This window comes from Clostridium chauvoei, assembly GCF_002327185.1.
Taxonomy (GTDB): domain Bacteria; phylum Bacillota; class Clostridia; order Clostridiales; family Clostridiaceae; genus Clostridium; species Clostridium chauvoei.
Genome location: NZ_CP018624.1, coordinates 1,339,636 through 1,361,919 on the forward strand (window position 1 = coordinate 1,339,636; position 22,284 = coordinate 1,361,919).

General features: G+C 28.7%; 22 protein-coding genes and 1 pseudogene. 3 read left to right on the top strand and 20 right to left on the bottom strand.

The window, feature by feature from the left end:
• Positions 1-4: 4 nt before the first annotated feature.
• Entirely contained in the window at positions 5-1,522 is a 1,518-nt protein-coding gene (locus BTM21_RS06295) for a YifB family Mg chelatase-like AAA ATPase (protein WP_021875553.1), read from the bottom strand.
• A gap of 131 nt (positions 1,523-1,653) precedes the next feature.
• On the opposite strand from BTM21_RS06295, the gene BTM21_RS06300 reads away from it, so the two are divergent.
• Positions 1,654-2,025, top strand: a complete 372-nt coding sequence (locus tag BTM21_RS06300; RefSeq protein WP_079481320.1) for a YraN family protein — start codon at positions 1,654-1,656, stop codon at positions 2,023-2,025.
• On the opposite strand, the pseudogene BTM21_RS06305 reads toward BTM21_RS06300, so the two are convergent.
• The 11 genes and pseudogenes from BTM21_RS06305 to smc all read right to left on the bottom strand — a co-directional run bounded on the left by BTM21_RS06305 (position 2,022) and on the right by smc (position 12,451).
• Positions 2,022-2,833, bottom strand: a pseudogene (locus BTM21_RS06305) (ribonuclease HII). The gene BTM21_RS06300 and the pseudogene BTM21_RS06305 overlap by 4 nt on opposite strands.
• The gene (gene ylqF / locus BTM21_RS06310) at positions 2,833-3,723 is read right to left on the bottom strand and encodes a ribosome biogenesis GTPase YlqF (protein WP_021875551.1); all 891 of its coding nucleotides are present in this window, start codon (positions 3,721-3,723) and stop codon (positions 2,833-2,835) included. Before ylqF ends, BTM21_RS06305 begins: the two are co-directional and overlap by 1 nt.
• Before the next feature lie 130 nt (positions 3,724-3,853).
• Entirely contained in the window at positions 3,854-4,204 is a 351-nt protein-coding gene (rplS, locus tag BTM21_RS06315; protein ID WP_021875550.1) for a 50S ribosomal protein L19, read from the bottom strand.
• Positions 4,205-4,306: 102 nt separating this feature from the next.
• A complete protein-coding gene (trmD, locus tag BTM21_RS06320; RefSeq protein ID WP_079481319.1) occupies positions 4,307-5,026 on the bottom strand; it encodes a tRNA (guanosine(37)-N1)-methyltransferase TrmD in 720 nt (239 codons plus the stop codon).
• Entirely contained in the window at positions 5,016-5,513 is a 498-nt protein-coding gene (gene rimM, locus BTM21_RS06325; RefSeq protein WP_021875548.1) for a ribosome maturation factor RimM, read from the bottom strand. Before rimM ends, trmD begins: the two co-directional genes overlap by 11 nt.
• Before the next feature lie 100 nt (positions 5,514-5,613).
• On the bottom strand, positions 5,614-5,853 hold the full coding sequence (locus BTM21_RS06330) for a KH domain-containing protein (protein ID WP_021875547.1): 240 nt from the start codon (positions 5,851-5,853) through the stop codon (positions 5,614-5,616).
• 47 nt (positions 5,854-5,900) lie between these two features.
• Positions 5,901-6,146, bottom strand: coding sequence for a 30S ribosomal protein S16 (gene rpsP, locus BTM21_RS06335; RefSeq protein ID WP_021875546.1), 246 nt, complete (start codon positions 6,144-6,146; stop codon positions 5,901-5,903).
• 36 nt (positions 6,147-6,182) lie between these two features.
• A complete protein-coding gene (gene ffh, locus BTM21_RS06340) occupies positions 6,183-7,535 on the bottom strand; it encodes a signal recognition particle protein (protein ID WP_021875545.1) in 1,353 nt (450 codons plus the stop codon).
• A gap of 16 nt (positions 7,536-7,551) precedes the next feature.
• A complete protein-coding gene (locus tag BTM21_RS06345; RefSeq protein ID WP_021875544.1) occupies positions 7,552-7,881 on the bottom strand; it encodes a putative DNA-binding protein in 330 nt (109 codons plus the stop codon).
• A gap of 82 nt (positions 7,882-7,963) precedes the next feature.
• A complete protein-coding gene (gene ftsY / locus BTM21_RS06350) occupies positions 7,964-8,875 on the bottom strand; it encodes a signal recognition particle-docking protein FtsY (protein WP_021875543.1) in 912 nt (303 codons plus the stop codon).
• Positions 8,876-8,887: 12 nt separating this feature from the next.
• Positions 8,888-12,451: a chromosome segregation protein SMC gene (gene smc / locus BTM21_RS06355; RefSeq protein ID WP_021875542.1), complete on the bottom strand. Its 3,564-nt coding sequence runs from the start codon at positions 12,449-12,451 to the stop codon at positions 8,888-8,890.
• 285 nt (positions 12,452-12,736) lie between these two features.
• Here smc and BTM21_RS06360 point away from each other — a divergent pair, with 285 nt between their 5' ends.
• Positions 12,737-14,176 carry a DDE-type integrase/transposase/recombinase gene (locus tag BTM21_RS06360; RefSeq protein ID WP_079481036.1) on the top strand — a complete coding sequence of 480 codons (1,440 nt, stop codon included), beginning with the start codon at positions 12,737-12,739 and terminating at the stop codon, positions 14,174-14,176.
• Between the two features lie 224 nt (positions 14,177-14,400).
• On the opposite strand, the gene BTM21_RS06365 is transcribed toward BTM21_RS06360, so the two are convergent.
• From BTM21_RS06365 to pta, 8 genes are all read right to left on the bottom strand, one after another.
• Positions 14,401-15,435 (bottom strand): elongator complex protein 3, encoded by a 1,035-nt coding sequence (locus tag BTM21_RS06365; protein ID WP_079481318.1) that lies wholly within the window; start codon positions 15,433-15,435, stop codon positions 14,401-14,403.
• Positions 15,428-16,126 (bottom strand): ribonuclease III, encoded by a 699-nt coding sequence (rnc, locus tag BTM21_RS06370; protein ID WP_021875540.1) that lies wholly within the window; start codon positions 16,124-16,126, stop codon positions 15,428-15,430. The genes BTM21_RS06365 and rnc overlap by 8 nt, the downstream gene beginning before the upstream one ends.
• A 108-nt stretch (positions 16,127-16,234) precedes the next feature.
• Positions 16,235-16,465 (bottom strand): acyl carrier protein, encoded by a 231-nt coding sequence (gene acpP / locus BTM21_RS06375; protein ID WP_021875539.1) that lies wholly within the window; start codon positions 16,463-16,465, stop codon positions 16,235-16,237.
• A gap of 77 nt (positions 16,466-16,542) precedes the next feature.
• Positions 16,543-17,544 carry a phosphate acyltransferase PlsX gene (gene plsX, locus BTM21_RS06380; protein WP_021875538.1) on the bottom strand — a complete coding sequence of 334 codons (1,002 nt, stop codon included), beginning with the start codon at positions 17,542-17,544 and terminating at the stop codon, positions 16,543-16,545.
• Between the two features lie 55 nt (positions 17,545-17,599).
• Positions 17,600-17,785 carry a 50S ribosomal protein L32 gene (gene rpmF, locus BTM21_RS06385; RefSeq protein WP_021875537.1) on the bottom strand — a complete coding sequence of 62 codons (186 nt, stop codon included), beginning with the start codon at positions 17,783-17,785 and terminating at the stop codon, positions 17,600-17,602.
• Between the two features lie 2 nt (positions 17,786-17,787).
• A complete protein-coding gene (locus BTM21_RS06390) occupies positions 17,788-18,300 on the bottom strand; it encodes a YceD family protein (protein WP_021875536.1) in 513 nt (170 codons plus the stop codon).
• 301 nt (positions 18,301-18,601) lie between these two features.
• Complete coding sequence (locus tag BTM21_RS06395; protein ID WP_079481317.1) at positions 18,602-19,807, bottom strand: acetate kinase; 1,206 nt, start codon at positions 19,805-19,807, stop codon at positions 18,602-18,604.
• Between the two features lie 25 nt (positions 19,808-19,832).
• Positions 19,833-20,828, bottom strand: coding sequence for a phosphate acetyltransferase (gene pta / locus BTM21_RS06400; RefSeq protein ID WP_079481316.1), 996 nt, complete (start codon positions 20,826-20,828; stop codon positions 19,833-19,835).
• Between the two features lie 234 nt (positions 20,829-21,062).
• Between pta and BTM21_RS06405 the strand changes: the two genes are divergently transcribed.
• Positions 21,063-22,268 (top strand): nucleotidyltransferase, encoded by a 1,206-nt coding sequence (locus tag BTM21_RS06405; protein WP_021875533.1) that lies wholly within the window; start codon positions 21,063-21,065, stop codon positions 22,266-22,268.
• Positions 22,269-22,284 lie beyond the last annotated feature (16 nt).

Below are 22,284 nucleotides of genomic sequence, written 5' to 3' on the forward strand. Positions count from 1 at the left end.
TTCTCTATATAATATCTCCATTTACATTTTTTCTATATCCTATAGCTTCAAATATATGATGATCTAAAACCTCATAAGAATCTTCTAAATCAGCTATAGTTCTTGCTACTTTTATAAGCTTTGAATAGCCTCTCATGGTAAGATTATATTTATTATAATAATTTTCAAGTAAATTCTTAGTACTTTTATTTAAGTTACAATATTCCTCTATTTCATTTCCCTTTAATTCTGAATTATAATTGTACTTTGTATTTTTATATCTCTCTTCTTGGATATATATAGCTTTTAGAATTTTTTCCTTCATTACTTTAGATGTTATTTTATCTTTTTTATTATTTATATCTTCATATTTTAATCTTGGAACAAAATTTAATAAATCTATTCTATCTAAAAGTGCTCTTGATAATTTATTTAAATACCTTCTTTTTTCATTTTCACTACAAATACATTTATCGTCTTCAATTCCCCCAAATCCACATGGACAAGGATTAAAAGCTCCTACTAACAAAAAATTAGAAGGAAATACATAATTTCTATTTAATCTATTTATATTAATAACTTTTTCTTCTATTGGCTCTCTTAAAACTTCTAATACCTCTCTTTTAAACTCTAGTATCTCATCTAAAAATAATACTCCATTATGAGCTAAAGTAATCTCCCCTGCTTTTATTTCTTTCCCCCCACCAACTAATGCTGTTCTAGTTATTGTGTGATGAGGATTTCTAAAAGGTCTTTTTATTCCATTCTCATCTTTTAAAAAACCAGATATACTGTATATTTTAGCAATTTCCTTTTTTTCATTACTACTTAAAGGTGGCATTATAGATGGAAGCGCCTTTGCAAGTATAGTTTTACCTGCTCCTGGTGAACCAAAAAGAATTATATTATGCCTTCCTGCAGCTGCTATTTCCATAGCCCTTTTAGAGCTTCTTTGACCTATTATTTCTCCATAATCTAATAGATAATCTTCCTTTTTATCTTTAAGTTCTTCTATTTTATATGGTAATAAATCATTGTTATTTATAAAGGAAACTACTTCTTTTAAATTAGTAAAAGGATAAAAATTACCTAAATTAAAAGATTTAACTTCTTTTAAATTTTCAAAAGGAAATATAAAGTTATTTTTATGTTTATTATCCCCTTCAAATATTATTGGTACTGCGCCTTTAACAGCCTTTAACTCTCCTCCTAAGGATAATTCTCCAAATATAATAAAATCCCTTAAATCATTTGTATTTATCTGGTTAGACGCCATTAATATACCAACTGCTATAGGTAAATCTAATAATGAACCTATTTTCCTTATATATGCAGGTGCTAAATTCACAGTAATTCTTCCTAATGGAAATTTAAAACCACTGTTTATAATGGCAGACTTTACCCTTTCTTTTGCTTCTTTAACTGATGCATCAGGCAAACCTACTAAATTAAAACTAGGTATTCCCCTACTTATATCTACTTCTACATTTACTAATATTCCGTCTAATCCATGATGAGTTGCACTTACTATTTCTATTGACATAATAAATCACCCCTTAAGATTATTGACATAAGAATTTAAATTAATTGTGAACTTTTTTTTAATTTTGATTAAATATAATAGATAAGGATAGATTTAAAGTAAATTAATAATTTATTTTAAAAGGAGATTTTATGAAAAGTTTTAATAAAGATATTGGAAATTATGGTGAAGATTTAGCTTATAATTATTTAAAAAGTCATGGATATTATATACTAAAAAGAAATTTTAGAAATAGATTTGGTGAAATAGATTTAATCTGTAAAAAGGATGGAATCATTATTTTTGTAGAAGTAAAAAGTAGGTATAGCTCTTTATATGGAACACCAATAGAAGCTATTACCTACTCTAAACAAAAACAAATTATTAACTTGTGTAAATATTACATTACCTTAAATAAACTTTATAATTATAATTGTAGATTTGATGTTATAGAAATATTTCTAAATCCAAAAAACAATCTTTTTTTAATTAACCATTATGAAGATGCCTTTCGAAAATCCTAATTACCTAATATATTTTTAAGAAAAGATAATCTATGTATATCACATGAACCTACTTTTTTTAAGTACTCCACATGTTTTTCAGTACCATACCCTGAATTTTCTTCAAAACCGTAGTTAGGATATTTAAAGCTATATTCTTTCATTAAATTATCTCTATATACTTTAGCTATTATAGATGCAGCTGCAATACAAGCTGATTTAGTATCTCCTTTTATTACTGACTTATTATCTATTTGTATATTTTTCACTAAATATCCATCAGATAAAACTAAATCTGGTTTTATATACATTGAAGTACAAGCATCAAGAAATACTTTATTATTACAATAAGCTATCCCCTTATCATCTATTTCTTTATTAGACGCTTCTTTTATTGAATAAGCTAAAGCTTTTTTCTTTATTACTTCTGAAAGTTCTTCTCTTTTTTTCTTTGATATCTTTTTAGAATCATTAAGCTCCAAAATAATATCCTCATCTAAAGCATTTAAATCTAAAATAACAGCAGCTGCTACAATAGGGCCTGCTAAAGGACCTCTACCAACCTCATCTACCCCTGCAACATATTTATATTCTCCAAAAGATCTATCAAAGCTATACATATTTTTTACTCTTATTACTTCATCTTGATACTTTTTCTTTTCTTTTTTATTTTAGTACCTAAACTTTGAACATTTTTTCTAGTATCTGAAGATAAACCTTCTATTATTTTATTAATTTCTTCTTTTTTTATTAATTCTTTAATATTTAACTTATCTACTTGTTCTTTTATAACTTTATAACTTAATTTAGAGATATCTGAAAAATCCATTATTCTTCTCCTTCTAATGTATCTTCCTCTTCTTCTAATACATCATCTGGTCTTTCTAATCCGATATTACCTACTTTTCCGCCTCTAAACTCATCTAAAAGTATTACTGCTATTCTATTATAGTCAATTTCTCCACCTTTTATTAGGCAACCTCTTTTTCTTGCAATTGCATCTAAAGTTTCTAATGGATCTTCACTTACCTCTGCAATTTTATATCTCTCTTTTAACTTAGCTCCATTATGTACTTGTAATCTCTTTACTAGATTATAAGCTAATTCTTCTATATCCATTATTTCATCTTTTATGGCTCCTGTAAAAGCAAGATTTAATGCAGTTCTCTCATCCTCAAATCTAGGCCATAATACTCCTGGAGTATCCATCATTTCTATATCCATTTTAGTTTTTATCCATTGTTTACTTTTTGTAACTCCTGGTCTATCCCCTGTTTTTGCTATATTATTTTTGGCCATTTTATTTATAAATGTAGATTTTCCAACATTAGGTATTCCAACAACCATAACTCTTGTTTGAATTTTTATTAAACCCTTTGATTTTAACCTATCATGTTTTTCTTTAAGCAATAATTCTAATGTAGGCTTTATTTGATTTAATCCTTTACCTGTTATACAATTAGCTTCAATTACTTTAACATTTTCAGATGTCAAGTGTTTTATCCACATTTTCATAACACTTGGTTCTATTAAATCACTTTTATTTAATAATATTATTCTTGGTTTGTTTTCACATAATTTATCTATATCAGGATTTGCTGAACTTCTAGGTATTCTAGCATCTCTTATTTCTATAACAGCATCAACTAACTTAAGATTTTCTTTAATTTCCCTTTGAGTTTTTTTCATATGTCCAGGAAACCAGTTTATAGTAGCCATATATTTTCCTCCTCATTTCTTTAGTATCTATATTATATCCAAAATTTTATTATTTTAATTTTTCAACATTATTTCCCTTAAATTAAAGAAAAGGGACTTATTAAAGTCCCTTCCTATCAACTAAATATAATTATCTAGTCTTTAATTCTTTAACTTTAGCAGCCTTACCTACTCTATCTCTTAAGTAGAATAATTTAGCTCTTCTAACTTTACCTTTTCTAACTATTTCCATCTTTTCGATTATTGGTGAGTTAACTGGGAAAGTTCTTTCTACTCCAGTTCCTAAAGCAACTCTTCTTACAGTGAAAGTTTCTCTTAATCCACCGTTTTGTTTCTTTATAACTGTTCCTTCGAACATTTGAACTCTTTCTCTGTTTCCTTCTTTGATCTTAACATATACTTTAACAGTATCTCCTACCTTAAAGTTTGGAAGATCATTTCTGATTTGTTCTGCTTCAATAGCTCTTAATATTTCGTTCATTGTGTAAGTCCCTCCTTGTATAAATTTTTGACGTTCTTAACAAATACCTTTTGACAGAGGACCGCCCGTACTAACACAAAGGTTATTTTAACATAATTATTATTATCTTTCAATATTTTTATTTAATATTTTCATATCTTCCTTTGTTAATTTAACCTTTTTATATAGATCATTTCTTCTTTCTTTTGTTATAAGTAATGATTGTAATCTTCTCCATTTTCTTATATTTTCATGATGCCCTGAAAGTAAAACTTCTGGAACTTTATCACCCTCAAAAACCTCTGGTCTTGTATATTGAGGATATTCTAATAACCCATCTGAAAAAGACTCATCCATATAGCTTTCTTCTTTTCCTAAAACGCCTGGTAATAATCTTAATACTGAATCAATTACTGGTATAGCAGCCATTTCTCCACCTGTTAATATAAAATCACCCAAAGAAACTTCCATATCTATATATTTATAAACTCTTTCATCTATTCCTTCATAATGACCACATATAAATATAAGTTCTTTTTCCTTAGAAAGGTTTTGTGCTAATTTTTGATTAAACTTTTTTCCCTTTGGCCCTAAAAAAATAACTTTACTATGGTCATCTTTTTTACAATGTCTTATAGCATCTACTAGAGGCTGAGGAGTCATAACCATTCCTGCTCCTCCACCATATGGATAATCATCTACTTTTTTATGTTTGTTTAAAGTAAAATCTCTAATATTAATAGCTTTAATATCAACTATTCCCTTTTCCTTTGCTTTTCCTATAATGCTATGATTAAAAATAGCAAACATTTCAGGAAATAATGTAAGAATCTTAATCTTCATCTTGCCATTCTCCAACTGGTTTAATTGTTATTATTCTATTTTCCATATCTATATCTATAACTATATCTAAAAGAACTGGTATTAATAATTCTTTAGGTTCTCTTATCCAATACACATCATTGTTTTTGGTTTGAAGTACATCATATATTTTGCCTAAATTTTTCCCCTCTGTATCAATTACAGTACATCCTATTAAATCTGCTATAAAATAACAGTCTTCTTCTAGTTCAACCGCATCTTCTCTATATATTTCCATATATTTATTTTTATACTTTTCTGCTTCTTCTATAGTGTTTATACCTTCTATCTTCACTATAACTCTATCTTTTTGGAATTTACAACCTAAAATTTTTCTTTCTTCACCATTAATTAATACAGATTCTAAGTCATTATATCTTTTAGGATCATCTGTAAGTGGTATAACTTTCATTTCTCCCTTTAACCCATGAGTATTTACTATTTTACCTACCCTTAAAATATCTCTCAAAACGTTCACCTCTTAACGTATTTTATTATGTATATTATATTAATTTAAGTATAAACTTAACGTATTTTAATTTATATGTGTAAAAAGAGTTAGGAAGCTCCTAACTCTTTACATCAATAATTTCTACTACTACTTTTTTATCTTCTTTTACTGCTGCTGCTTTGATAACAGTTCTAATAGCTTTTGCTATTCTTCCCTGTTTACCAATTACTTTTCCCATATCTGCAGGAGCAACCTTTAGTTCCAGAATAATTGATTGCTCTCCTTGAATTTCATTTACTTGAACTTCATTTGGATTATCCACTAGGGATTTAGCTATTACTTCAACTAATTCCTTCATAAACATCTGTAAATCTATAAATAGATTACAGAGTCACCTCCTAAAAATTACTTATTGATTCCTGCTTGAGCGAAAAGTCTCTTAACTACATCTGTAGGTTGAGCACCATTTTGTACCCATTTAGTAGCCTTTTCTTCATTGATTTTGATTTCAGCTGGTTCTGTTAATGGGTTGTAGTAACCTATTTCTTCGATGAATCTACCATCTCTTGGGCTTCTTGAATCTGCAACTACTACTCTGTAGAAAGGTGCTTTCTTAGCTCCCATTCTTCTTAATCTAATCTTTACTGCCATGTTATTTTCACCTCCTTTAAAGGTTAAATTTTTATATTAACTCATAAAAGGTAACTTTCCTAAGAATCCTTTTTTAGCTTTCTTTTGTAATGATTTCATTTGCTTCATTTGCTTTCTCATCATATCAAAGCCTTTAATGAGTTTATTAACTTCTTGTAATGATGTACCTGATCCTTTAGCAATTCTTTTCTTTCTTGAAGAAGATCCAACTAAAAGTTTAGGATTTTTTCTTTCTTTTGGTGTCATGGAGTATATTATAGCCTTTACACTAGCTAATTGTTTTTCTCCTGCATCAAAATCTACATCTTTAAGTTCCTTTGGCATCCCTGGAATCATCTCCATTATCTTGCTTAAAGAACCTAACTTTTTCATTTGTTCCATTGCTGTTAAATAATCTTCATAATTAAAATCATTCTCTAGCATTTTAGCCCCTAAATCTTGGGCTTCTTTATCATCAAAAGCTGCTTGTGCTTTTTCTATTAATGAAAGAACATCTCCCATTCCAAGTATTCTCGATGCCATTCTATCTGGATAGAATACCTCAAGATCACTCATTTTTTCCCCTACCCCAATAAACTTAATTGGCTTTTCAGTCATATGTCTAATGGATAGAGCTGCACCACCTCTTGTGTCTCCATCAAGTTTTGTTAATATAACACCAGAAAGATCTAATGAATTATTAAAACTTTCAGCAACATTAACAGCGTCTTGACCTGTCATTGAATCTACAACAAGTAATATTTCATTTGGATTTACTTCAGATTTAACATCTTTAAGTTCTCCCATTAATTCTTCATCAATATGAAGTCTACCTGCTGTATCTATTATTACAACATTATTTCCGTTTTCTCTTGCATTAGCAATACCTGCTTTTGCAATATCTACTGGGCTAACTTTATCACCCATTTGAAAAACTGGAATGTCTATTTGCTTTCCTACAACCTCTAATTGCTTAATAGCTGCTGGTCTATAAACGTCACATGCAACTAATAGAGGTTTTTTATTTTGCTTTCTTAATTGTAGTGCCAGTTTACCACTCATTGTAGTTTTACCTGCCCCTTGTAGCCCTACCATCATAATTACTGTAGGTCCTACAGAAGAAAAGTTTAGTTTACTTTCACTACCACCCATAAGATCAGTAAGTTCGTCATTAACGATTTTTATAACTTGTTGTGCAGGTGTTAAGCTTTCTAAAACTTCACTACCAACACACTTTTCGCTAACAGCTGATATAAATTTTTTAACTACTCTAAAGTTAACGTCAGCCTCTAATAACGCAAGCTTTACTTCTCTCATGACTTCTTTTATATCTTTTTCAGTTAGCTTTCCTTTGCCCTTAAGCTTTTTAAATGCTTCCTGTAACTTATCGGATAAACCTTCAAAAGCCATGTTAACCCTCCTATGATTATAAATCTTCTAAAGTATTTTTATACTTTTCATAGTCCTCTTCTGAAAGAGAATACTTTTCTTTCAAATCCTTTAAAAGTTCTAATATTACTTTTTCTCTATTTAAACTCTTCTTTAGTAAGTTAAGTCTACTTTCATAGGATAGAAATTGTTTATAACATCTCTTTATCAAATCATGAATAGCTTGACGACTTGTGTTATTTAATTCAGCAATTTCACCTAAAGATAAGTCCTCATTGTAATAAAGCTCCATGATTTTATATTGTTTGTCAGTTAACAAGGGTCCATAAAAATCCATTAATATAGAGATTTCAACTCTATCTTCCATAAATATCACCTTACCCACAAAAGAGATTTTAACAAAACCATTCTAACCTGTCAAGTATTTTTACTTAACACTTTAATTTTTTTTAAAATAATGCTTCTGCAAAGCTTTCTGCATCAAATTCTTGAAGATCATCAATACCTTCTCCTACTCCAATGTATCTAACTGGAATATTTAATGTGTTTTTAATTGAAATTACAACGCCACCCTTAGCTGTACCATCTAACTTTGTTAATATGATACCATCTATAGGACATACCTCCATAAATTGCTTAGCTTGAATAACTGCATTTTGTCCTGTTGTTGCATCTAATACTAATAGTGTTTCTTTATTTGCACCTTCATATTCTCTTTCAATTATTCTTCCTATCTTACCTAGCTCATCCATAAGATTCTTTTTATTATGAAGTCTACCTGCTGTATCACATATTAAAAGATCTACATTTCTTGATTTAGAAGCTGTAATAGCATCAAAAACTACTGCAGCGGGATCTGAGCCTTCTTGATGTCTTACTAAGTCAACTTCTGCTCTTTTGCTCCAAACTTCTAATTGATCTATCGCAGCTGCTCTAAAAGTATCTGCTGCTGCAAGTAAAACTTTTTTACCTTCAGCCTTATTTTTTGCTGCAAGTTTTCCAATTGAAGTAGTTTTTCCCACTCCATTTACCCCTATAACTAAAAGAACTTCTTTACCATCTTTCTTTTCTGGTACTGAAACTCCTTCTAATAGCATATCTTTTATAACTGCTTTTAAAGCTGGATAAACTTCTTTAGTATCATTTATCTTTTCTTTTCTTATTTTTGCTTTTAATGCATCTATAATATCCATGGTAGTTTCCATACCTATATCTGACATTACTAGTATTTCTTCAAGTTCTTCATAAAGATCATCATCAATTGTAATTGCAAGATTTAACGCTTCATTTATTTTATCTGTTAACGCATCTCTTGTTTTAGTTAGTCCTGTTTTTAAGTTGTCAAAAAATTTTCCAAACACTGCTTTATCCTCCTAATTGTTTTTAGTTAAATCTACTGAAACTACTTTGGATACTCCTTTTTCCTCCATAGTGATTCCATACATTATGTCACTTGCCTCCATAGTTCCCTTTCTATGAGTTATTACTATGAATTGAATGTTATTTGAAAACTTCTTTAAAAATTCTGCATATCTATAAACATTAGCATCATCAAGTGCTGCTTCTATTTCATCTAATATACAAAACGGCGTTGGTTTCATCTTTAATATAGCAAATAAAAGAGCTATAGCTGAAAGAACTTTTTCTCCACCAGACATTAGATTTATATTTTGAAGTTTTTTTCCTGGAGGTTGAACATTAATATCTATATTAGCTGTTAATTCATCTCCATCTGAAAGTATAAGTTCAGCATTTCCACCTTTAAAAAGTTCATTGAAAGTTTCATTAAAGTTTTCATTTAATATCTTAAAGTTTTCTTTAAATAAGCCTTGCATCTTAACTGTCATTTCACTTATAACGCTTAAAAGTTCCTCTTTAGCCTTATTTAAGTCTTCTTCTTGTGAAGACATAAACTCATATTTTTCTACAACTTCTTCATATTCTGCTATTGCAGCTAAATTTACAGTTCCAAGTTGTGTAATTTTGCTTTTTAAAATGAAAATTTCATCTTTTATTTTAGAAACACTAGAAATTTCTATAGCAATCTCCATAGCTTCTGCTAAAGTAAGATTTAGTTCTTCATTTAACTTTTTATAATATCCATCTCTTTCACTTTCACTTTTGGCATTTGCTATTTCTTTTTTATTTAATTCATTTTCTTCAACTCTTATTATATCAACTAATTCATTAATTAGTCCCTCTTTTATTTTAGATTTATCTTTTAAAGAGATTTTTTCTATTTCATCATTTTTAAAAACTTCATCTAAAGTATTTATTCTATTTTTATACTTTTCTATTAAATCTTCTTTTTCTTCAATTTGTCTATTTAAATATACTATACTTTCTTCTTTTTCCCTAGCTTCTAATTTTAAAAATTTAATTTTTTCTTCTCTTTCAATCTCTTCTTTTTCTTTTCTTTTTATTTCAGAATATTTTCCTTGAAGAGATTCATCTAATGTTGCTTTTTCTATCTTTAGTTTTATACTATTTTCTTTGTCTAATTCAACCTTTTTACTTTTATCTTCTAGTTTACTTTGAAGTTCTATAACCCTATTTTTATTTTCTTCATTTTTATTTTCAAGTTCATATAGTTTCTTCTCTTTATCTACTACTTGTTCTTTAAGTTTAGTTAAATTATCTTTGTTAAGTAAAAGTTCTTTTTTAGATACATCTAAGGAATTTTTTAATTTAAAAGCTTCATTTTTTAAAGCTTTTATTTCCCCTTCAAACTTAGTAATATCTATAGTTTTGCTATGCACATCATCACTTTTATTTAAATTATCTTCATCTAAAGATTGTACTTGCATTTTTATTTCTTTTAAATTTTTAAATTCTAATTCATATTTTTCTTTGTTTTTGGATATTAGCTCTTCAAGTTCTAAAAGTTCTCTTCTTCTACCTAAAATACTTGAATTATTTTTTTTATATATACTACCACCAGTTAAAGCTCCTCCTGAACTTATAACTTCACCTGCTAATGTAACTATTTTTATTTTATATTTTCCTAATTTAGATATTTTAAGAGCTGAATCCATATCTCTTGCAATAATAGTTTTTCCAAGACAATAATCCATTATATCTTTAAAGATAGGATTAAACTTTAATATATCTGAAGCTATGCCTAAATACCCATCTATATTTTGGATTTCCTTTTGTACTATTAGCCTATTTCCTTTAATTATATTAAGTGGAAGGAAGGTTGCTCTTCCTAGATTATTTTTCTTTAAATATTCTATAAGAAATTTTGCAATTGTTTCATCTTTAGTAATTATATTAGATATCGCTCCACCTAAAGCAATTTCTATCGCAGTTTCATATTCCCTATCTACAGAAAATATTTCTCCTAAAACTTTAGTTCCTAAACCTTCTTTAATTTTGCCTGTTTCAATTCTTTCCATAAGCCTTTTCACAGACATTTGATATCCTTCATAACTCTTTTCTAAATCTTTAAGAGTTGTAAGCTTACCTTGCAGTGTATTTGTTTCTCTTGTAATATTTTTTATTAAAAGCTCTTTTTTCGTTACATTTCCATTTAATATAGCTATTTTTTTTCTATTTTCTAGTATATCATTTTGAATTTGTTGTCTTTCTTTAATAGCATTTTCTATATTTTCTTGTATTTCTTTTGTTGTTGCTAAGTTAATGCTTATATTTCCCTCTATAGTCTTTAAGTTTGATTCACCATTAGCACTTAATTGATTTTTACTTATAATATCTTTCTCTAAAATCACTATACTATTTTTTATCTCAGATATTTTTCTTAATATTTCAAATTCATCATCCTTTAAAACTTTAAGAGTATCTGATACTTCTTTAATTTCATTACTTAAATCCCTTATACTTTTTTCTAAAGCCTCTATTTCTTGCTCTTTATCTTGTTGATTTTTTATTTTTACTTCTAAATCCTTTAAAAGTATATCCTTTTCATTATTAGAATTTACTAAAGCTTCCTCTAACTCTTTTAAACTTAACTTATCCTTTTCTATACTTTCATTTAAATTATTTATTCTCTCTTTAAATATCTCTATATCACTAGAGCTTTTAGTAAGCTTATCCTTTTTGTTATAGTACTCCCTTTTCTCATGCTCATTTTTATTTTCTAGTTGTTCTATATTTTTATTTAAATCTAAAAGTTCTTCTTTATATTTTTGAAGTTTTAATCTCTTTTTTTCTACAGCATCTTTTCGTTCTATAATATCTTTATTAATGTTCTTTATTTCTTCTTCTATTTTTTCTATGTAGTATGTTAAAATTGATACCTCTTTAACCTTTAAATCTTCTGCTAAAGTTTTGTATCTAATAGCCTTTTCTCTTTCTTCCTTTAAAGGACCTACTCTCTCTTCATATGTAGCTATTATATCCCTTATTCTAATTAAGTTATTTTCTGTATTTGATAACTTTTTTTCAGCCTCTTCTTTTCTTGATTTAAATTTAACTATCCCTGCTGCTTCTTCTAAAAGTGACCTTCTATCTTCTGGTTTTCCGCTTAATATAGCTTCAATTTTACCTTGTCCAATTAAAGAATATCCTTCCTTCCCTATACCTGTATCCATAAATAATGTATTTATATCTTTTAATCTACATTTCTTATTATTTATTAAGTATTCAGTTTCTCCTGATCTAAATATTCTCCTTGTAACAGTTACTTCATTATATTCTGTATCTAACGAATTATCAGAGTTATCTAAGGTTAATGACACTTGTGCAAGACCTACTGGCTTTCTAAATTGAGTACCAGCAAATATTACATCCTCCATCTTTCCACCTCTTAGTGTTTTAACACTTTGCTCTCCAAGTACCCATCTAACTGAATCAGATATATTACTTTTACCACTTCCATTTGGTCCAACTACAGCAGTTACACCTTCTTTAAATTTCAACTGGGTTTTATCTGCAAAAGATTTAAAACCTCTAATTTCTAGGGATTTTAAAAACATAAGTCCACTCCTTATCTAACTAATGATACTAATAAACTCACACTAAACATAACTGTCATAATTATAGTAACTATATATATCATTTTCTGTCTTGTTTGTTTTTTCATAATATCACTCCTCTATATTATTTGTTAGTGTAAAGTTTTTTACACTACTTTTCTTTTTAAATCTTTATATATCAAGGTTTCGCCAGTTTTTTTGTATAAAAAAATAACGACCCCCTAATTTCATGTTAAAATTGAATCTCTAACCAAACAAAATCACACATGAAAGGATGTCGTTATTATGGATTCAATTATAACTTATTTAATTACTTATAATCAATATTTAATTGCCATTATCGGTCAATTACTTTTATTCATCTCAAAACATATTCCACTTAACCAGATGATATTTGATGATTCTAATAGTCCAGAATACCAAAAATTCAAAGTAGATAAGCTACCCACAATTATTAGATTTGAAAAGGTAGACTATATATTACTTTTAGCTTATTACAAACATAAATATAACAAGACCGTAAAACCCGTCCAAAGACGGAACGGGAAGTCTATCCCTAAAAAAACTAAATGTCCTAAGTGTGGTGCACCACATGAATATATATACGATAACAATGGCAGTAAAGGACAGTTTCAATGTAAAGTTTGTGGTCTTACATTTAAAGAAACTAATCACACAACTAAACCAATAGTATTTATATGTCCTTATTGCGGTGCTACGCTTACGGAACAAAAGCAACGCAAGCACTTTAAAATACATAAATGCAATAATTCTAAATGCTTATACTATCAAAGAAATCTTAAGAATCTTCCAAAGAATATTGATCCTTGTGATAAATACAAGTATAAGCTTCATTACATATATCGTGAATTTAATATTAACTTCTTTAAAATGGATCTATATCCAATATCAAAACATGCTACCGGATTTAGTTTTAAGAAGTTTAGCCCGCATATAATGGGACTATGCTTGACTTATCACGTTAATTGTAAAATGTCTACAAGACAAACAGCTCATGTTTTAAAAGAAGTTCATGGAATAAAAATTTCACATAGAACTGTTGCTAATTATGCTCTAACAGCAGCTGCTGTTATTAAGCCGTTTGTTGATACCTTTGATTACAAACCCTCTAAAATACTTTCTGCCGATGAAACTTATATAAAAGTAAAAGGCATTAAGCATTATGTCTGGATTGTAATGGATGCTTGTAAAAGGTCTATTCTAGGTTATCAAGTATCTGATACAAGAGATACTGGCCCTTGTATACTAGCAATGCGTATGGCTTTTGATAAGTTTAAAGACTTCCCTGGAAAAGCTTTAAACTTCGTTGCCGATGGTTACAGTTCATATCCGTTAGCGAAGCAACAATTTGAATTAGAAAAAAATAAAGAATTTAATCTAACTCAAGTTATCGGACTTACTAACGATGATCCAGTATCTGAAGAATTTCGTTGGGTTAAGCAAGTTGTAGAGCGTTTAAACCGTACCTTTAAATCTTCCTACAGGGGTACCTGTGGTTATGGAAGTGATGAAGGTGCTCTTTATGGCTTCTCCCTTTGGGTTGCTTATTACAACTTCTTACGCCCGCATCCTTACAATTACTGGCGCCCTTTAAACGAATTAAAGCAACTAGATGGTATTGACAATATGTCTGCAAAGTGGCAAATTCTTATCAGTCTCGGTCAACAAACCATATTACATATGCAAGAATCACAAACTTCTTGATAAATCATAAAATCAAATATTGATTAAGTTTTTGCCTCCGTTACCGAAGGTCTTTTTAGCATATTCAATTTTAAAATTTTCTTAGATATTATAAAGATATTTTTAACTATTATTCCAAATTAGCCATAAGCTATTTTTTCATACGAAACTTTACACTATCTATTATTTAAGTTTATAGTAAATCTTTTAAAATATCAATATAAGGTAGGCCTTTTATGCCTACCTTATATTATTACCTCTTCTATTTTTTTAACTACAATAACTCTTAATGTCCCTCTTTTTAACTTATCTTTAGTAGATACTATTATATTTCCTTTATGATTTGCTTTAAGTTCATTAAAATATACTTTTTTATTAGCATATAATTTACTTAAATCTTTAGAATTAACTTCTACTATTATATCATCTTCTGATGCTACTCTTGACTTTATTTCATCACACATTAAGTTACTTTCTACAAGTTCTCTAAAAGATGGATGAAAAGGACCATCTATAATATCTTTTCCCCAAGTTATAGTTTCTGTAGGTTGAAGCCCTATTCTTATAACTTGAACTTTAGCCGAATTATATAACTTATACATTTCTTTTGATATGTAAACTGCATCTTTAAGGCTATATGGAATATAGTCCCCTCTATTATACATATCCTCCATAGGAGTATCCTTTATAACAAGAGCCGGATATATTCTACAAAGATCTGGTTTCATTTCTATTGACTTTTTAACTGTTTCAATATCCTTATCAAAACTATCTCCTGGAAGACCTGGCATAATTTGATGACCTAATGTAAATCCATATTCCTTAATTAACTTTGATGCTATATAAACATCTTCTGCTGTATGACCTCTACCTGATAATTTTAGAATTTCATCATCTAATGACTGTACTCCAAGCTCTATTATATCTGCCTTAAATTCTTTTAAGTAATCTAATATATATCTATTTATAGCATCTGGCCTTGTAGACATTCTTATTTTATGAATAAGCCCTTTTTCTTTAAACTCTTTTGCTACTGCTAAAAGTTCCTTTTGCTTATTTACATCTATAGCTGTAAAAGTTCCTCCAAAAAATGAAACTTCTATTGTAGCTTCTTTATTATTTATAGTTTCTAGATACTCTAAGATAGTTTTTTTAACTTCTTCTCCTGTTACTTCATCAATGACTTCTTTTGCAATTCTATTTTGGTTGCAAAAAACACATTGATGAGGACATCCTTGATGAGATATAAATATAGGAATAATATAGTATTTTCTACTCATTAACTTCCTCCAAAACTTTCAAAGCCGCCTTTGCAGCATTTTGTTCTGATTCTTTTTTACTGTATCCTTCACCTCGTCCAAATTCTTTATGATCTATTATTACAGCTGTAAAGAATTTTCTTCTATGAGGAGGACCTTCATATTTTAAAAGTTCATATACAATTGAAACTTCTCCTGACTTTTGAAGTTCTTCTTGTAATTTTGTTTTGTAATCTAAGACTATATCATTATTTATTGCCATTGTTATTATTTCTTCAAAATATCCTAATATAAAGTCTTTAACAAACTCTAAACCTTTATCTAAATATATGGCAGCTATTAAAGCTTCTACTGAATCAGCTATAATAGAAACCCTTTCTCTCCCCCCTGTCAATTCTTCTCCTCTACTAATTCTTAAAAAATTACCAAGGTTTAATTTTTTCCCTATTTCATATAAGGAATTTTCACATACAATTAAGCTTCTAATTTTAGTTAATTCACCCTCACTTTTATTTTTATAATTTAAAAATAAATACTCAGTTACACATAATTGTAATATTGCATCTCCTAAAAACTCAAAACGCTCATTATATTCTTGATCCTTATGTTGATTTGCATATGAACTATGAGTTAATGCAGTTTTTAAAAGTTTATTTTCATTAAAAGAAAGTCCTATAGTATTTTCAACTTCTTTAATATTAAATCTATTCATATTTAATACACTCCTTGAAGTTTATTCTTCAATTTGCTTTAAACTAACAAATTCAAGAATAAACCAATAATAGTAAATATAAAATCCCGCTTTAATAGCGGGATCGTATTATTCTTCAACGTTTGCTTTTAAATATTTAACAACGTCTCCAACAGTTTTGAAGTTTTCTGCTTCTTCGTCTGGAATCTCCATATCTAACTCATCTTCTAGAGCCATCATAAGTTCCACTAGGTCTAATGAATCAGCGTTTAAATCTTCAACAAATGATGCTTCCATAGTTATATCATCTTCACTAATACTTAATTTCTCAGCTATTATTTCTCTTATCTTTTCAAACATAACTTTCACCTCCTAAATACACCCATTTAGATAATATTATATATTATTTATCTAGTCAATATACATAAAGGTATAAATTATATATTATTTTTTAACTCTTGCTTTATCTTTTCTAATACTTCATTATCATAAAAAGTTTTTGTTTGTCTTATAGCATTTTTAAAAGCCTTGGAATCTGAACTTCCATGAGCCTTTATACAAATACCTTCAACACCTAAAAATGGCGCTCCACCGTATTCTTTATAATCAAATTTTATTTTTAATTTTTTAAATACTGGTCCTAATAAAGCAGCTCCAATTTTACTTTTAATTCCTGAAGATAATATTTCTTCTTTTATCATACTTAAAAGTGTTTTAGCTACACCCTCATACATCTTTAATAATGTGTTTCCAACAAAACCATCACATACAAGTACATTTACATCTCCTGATGAAGTTTCTCTTGGCTCTACATTTCCTACAAAGTTTAAATTTTCTTCTTCTTTTAAAAGTTTATGTGCAGCTTTTGTAAGCTCATTTCCCTTTTCTTCTTCTGCTCCAATATTGACAAGTCCTACACTAGGATTTTTTTTACCTAAAACTTCTTGATAATAAATTTTACCCATATGTGCAAATTGGACCAAATAACTTGGTTTAGAATCAACATTTGCGCCAGCATCTACTATCATAAAGCTACCATTTTTTCCCGGCATAATTGGTGCTAATGCAGGTCTTTCAACCCCTTTGATTCTTCCTACCAACAATGTACATCCAGCTAAAAATGCTCCTGTACTTCCTCCTGATATAACTGCATCACACTCTTTATCTTTAACTAGTTTTAACGCCTTACATATACTAGAGTCTTTTTTTCTTTTTAAAGCCATTACAGGATGCTCATTTGGAGATATTACTTCTCTTGCGTCTATAACCTTTACAAGTTTTTCGTCATACTTGTACTTCTTTAGTTCTTCTTCTATTTCTTCAGCTTTACCTGTTATATAATATTCTATACCGTCGTATTCCTTAAGAGCCAATATAACTCCCTCAACTACAGCTTTAGGTGCATTATCTCCACCCATACCGTCTATAGCTATTTTCATAATACCACTGCCCCTTTTCTTTATATATAAAGAAAAGAAAGTCTAATGACTTTCTTTATTCTTCTGATGAAGCAACTACTTCTTTACCTTTGTAGAATCCACAGTTCTTACAAACTCTGTGAGCTAATTTCATTTCATGACATTGTGGACATTCAACTATTCCAGGTAAGCTTAACTTAAAAGTTTGAGCTCTTCTTGAATCTCTCTTTGCTCTATATGTTTTTCTAGCAGGATTTCCCATTATTACACCTCCTTATTTCCAAACAACTCTTGAAGCTTTGCCAGTCTTAAGTCTACATCATTTGTCGTACATTGACAAGTGTCGTTATTAAGATTTTTACCGCATTGGTGACAAAGTCCCTTACAGTTGTCTACGCAAAGTCTCTTAATAGGTAAGGTTGAAATAATAATATTTTCAACAACTTCGGTGATATCTATTGAATCACCATCTACAAATACCACTTCTTCATCTTCTTGAAGAAGTTCCCTGTTATTTGTAAACCTTTCTTCTATATCAATATCTATTGGATAGATAAAGGCCTCTAGGCATCTTGAACAATGTAGTTCAAGTTTTGTTTTTATAGAAGCTTTAATAACTATTATGTCTTCAAAAGATTTTGCTTCTCCATTAACATTAACAGCTTCTAATGCTTTTATTTTATCTCCATCGTAATAAATTGGAGATAAATCGTATGTTACATTGATTTCTTTTTTTCTATTCTTTTGTGATATTAAATCTGAAAACTGTATAATCATATGTAATACTCTGAACAAAGTTCTCATGTTCTCTAGAACACATTATGTACATTATGTACATAGCTCGAGTAAAGCCACTTTTCACTCCTTAAATTTATTTATTGAACAAATAAACACAACTTATTATATAAAGTGTAGGATTAAAAGTCAAGCAGTTTATTTTAAATTGCTATTATAATAATTCTGCACTTTAATATTAAGTTTATATTTTAATATAAATAACTATATATAAACAATTATATACAAAGTCGTTATTTAGTAATTTAAAATACTATCTTGAAATTATTTAAATATTATTAATTTAATATTTATTTTTTACCAATTCCATTGTATCTCTTGCAATCATTAGCTCTTCATTAGTTGGTATTACAAAAGCTTTTACTTTGCATCCTTCTTTAGATATTTCTCTAATTTTTCCTCGTACTTTATTTCTTTCTTTATCTATTTCTACACCTAGATACTCTAAGCCCTTTAAACATTCTTCTCTTGTCTCTGGTGAATTTTCTCCAACTCCAGCAGTAAATACGATTACATCTACTCCACCCATTATAGCAGTATACGCTCCTATTTGAGCTCTTATTTTATAATGGAATATATCTAAAGCTAATTGAGCTCTCTTATTATTTTTTTCAACTGCAGCCATTTCAATATCTCTAAAATCTGAACTTACCCCTGAAATTCCAAGCACTCCTGATTTTTTATTTAATAAATCGTTGACTTCATCGACAGTATAGTTACATTCTTTTATTAAGTATGTAGCTATAGCTGGATCTATACTTCCTGATCTAGTACCCATTACTATTCCCTCAAGAGGTGTAAATCCCATTGTTGTATCTATTGATACACCATTTTTTATAGCACAAAGACTTGCACCATTGCCTAAATGACAAGTAATAATCTTTAAATCCTTTACATCCTGTGCCAAAACATCAGCAACTTTTTGTGAAACATACTTATGTGAAGTTCCATGGAAACCATATTTCCTTATGGAATTGTTTTCATAAAGCTCGTAAGGAAGAGCATAAATATATGCCTCCTCCTTCATTGTTTGGTGAAACGCAGTATCAAAAACAACTACCATAGGTGTGTTTGGCATTAACTCTTTACATGCATTTATTCCAATCATGTTAGGTGGATTATGAAGTGGTGCTAATTTAAAGCATTCTTCAATATTTTTTATAACTTCATCATCTACTATAACTGATTTTGAATATTTTTCCCCTCCATGTACTACTCTATGTCCAACAGCACTTATTTCATCCATAGATGCTATAACCCCGTTTTCTTTATCTACTAGCACTTCTAAAACTAGTCTTATAGCATCTTTATGATCTTTCATCGGTTTTTCTAAAATATATTTTTCTCTTCCATCAACTTTTTGAGTTAAAATAGAACCTTCAATTCCGATTCTCTCAACAACTCCTTGAGCCAAAGCTTCTTCAGTTGTCATATCTATTAACTGATATTTTAATGATGAACTACCACAATTAATTACTAATATTTTCATTTTTATAGCCCCTTTCAATATTAAATTACTTTTGTGCTTGAACTGCTGTTAATGCAACAACATTAACTATATCATCTGAACTACATCCTCTTGATAAATCATTAATTGGCTTAGCAAAACCTTGACACATAGGTCCTATAGCTTCTGCATTAGCAAATCTTTGAACTAATTTATAACCAATATTTCCACTTTGTAAGTCTGGGAATACTAATACATTAGCTTTTCCAGCAACTTTACTATTAGGTGCTTTTTGTTTTGCAACCTTTTCAACTATAGCTGCATCTAATTGTAATTCTCCATCTATAAGTAAATCTGGTCTTAATTCTTTTGCAATTTCTGTTGCTTTTCTTACTTTATCAACCATTTCATGATCTGCACTTCCCATAGTTGAGAAAGATAACATAGCAACTCTTGGTTCTATTTTACATAAATTTTTTGCAGTATCTGCTGTAGCTATTGCTATTGCAGCTAATTGTTCTGCATTTGGATTTGGATTTACAGCGCAATCTGAGAATAATAACATTCCGCCTTCACCATATTCTGACCCTGGCACCATCATAATAAAGAAACTTGATACTACTGAAACCCCTTTAGCAGTCTTTATTATTTGTAAACCTGGTCTTAATAAATCTCCTGTTGTATGTACAGCACCTGAAACCATTCCGTCTGCATCATCAAGCTTAACCATCATAGTACCAAAATAAAGTGGATCTTTAACTATCATTTCAGCTTTTTCCATAGTCATCCCTTTATTTTTTCTTAATTCATAAAATTCATTAACGTATGATCCTAATTTGTCTGATTTTGATGGGTTAACTATTTCTACACCTTCTAAGTTTACACCTAGCTTGTTAGCCATAGTATTTATCTTTTCTTCATCCCCTATTAAAACTGGATATGCTAGCTCTAATTCTTTTATCCTTTGAGCTGCTACGATAGTTCTTTCTTCATCCCCTTCAGGAAGAACAATCCTTCTTTTGTCAGCCTTAGCTGCATTCCATAATTTTTCCATTAGCTCCATAATCATTACTCCTTTCAAAAAAAGACGCCTAGCATCTTCTTACTTACTAATATACCCCTAAACAACTATAATTTTCAACACCCAAATTACCCAAAGATTTAATTCTTTATATTTAAAATTTTCTGAAATATCCTTCCAATCATTTCTAATCTAATATATTCCCCTTATTATTCTTAATAATTTCAGCATTTTTATGCTATAATATTTTTATAATTTCCATTAAGGAGTGTAAATATGAATATAACAGGAATAATTACAGAATACAACCCATTTCATAGTGGACATCTTTATCATTTAGACTCTGCTAAAAAGGCTACTAATTGTGATGGAGTAATATGTATAATGAGCGGAAACTTTATCCAAAGAGGTGCTCCTGCTATAGTTGATAAATGGGCTAGAGCTGAAATGGCAGTTTCAAATGGTGTAGATTTAGTTATAGAACTTCCTACATTTTACGCCTTATCCTCTGCTGAATATTTTGCTAAGGGTTCAGTTACTATTCTTCACGCTTTAGGTGTTGTTAATAGTATTTTCTTCGGAAGTGAAAGTGGAAATATAAATGATTTAACAAGTATTTCTAAAATTTTAGCTTATGAACCATTAGAATTCAAAGAAATTTTAAAATATAACTTATCAAAAGGTATTACATATGCAAAAGCTCGTGAAGAAGCTTTAAAGAAAATTTTAAACAATGACGACCTTTCAAATATTTTAACTAGCTCTAATAATATTTTAGGTATTGAATATATAAAAACTTTGCTACGTTTAAATAGTTCAATCAATCCCTTAACTTTAACAAGAGTTGGCTCAACTTATAATGAAAAAACATTAAATAGTAGTTTTTCTTCAGCTACAAGTATAAGAGAAATTATAAAGTCTTCAAATTCTCTTAAAGATATAAAATCTTCAATTCCTTATGAATCGTATGAAATATTAAAAAAATTGCAAGATGATAACTACCAATTTGTATTTGAAGATAAGATGTTTGACTTTATTAAATACAAGTTAGTCTCTAACTGTGTAAATTTTAACAATCTTTTAGAAATATCCGAAGGATTAGATAATAAATTAATTAAAGAAATTTACAATAGTAACTCTTTTCAAGAGTTTTTACTTAATATAAAAAGCAAAAGATATACTTATACAAAAATATCTAGAATTTTAACACAAATTTTTATAGGTTTAGATTCCTTTGCCCCAAAAGAACTTCTAGATTCTAAAAATCTTTATGCTCGTGTACTCGCTTTTAATGATACTGGTAAAAGTATTTTAAAAGAAATAAAGAAAAAAACCTCTATACCTGTAATAACCAAACTTCCTAAAAATATAAATAACCCATTACTTAGCCTTGATATTCAAAGTACTAAGTGTTACTCAATATTAAATGATAAAATAAATCCTTTTAATGACTATTTAAAGTCTCCTATAATAAAAGATTAATAAAGTTAAGCCATCA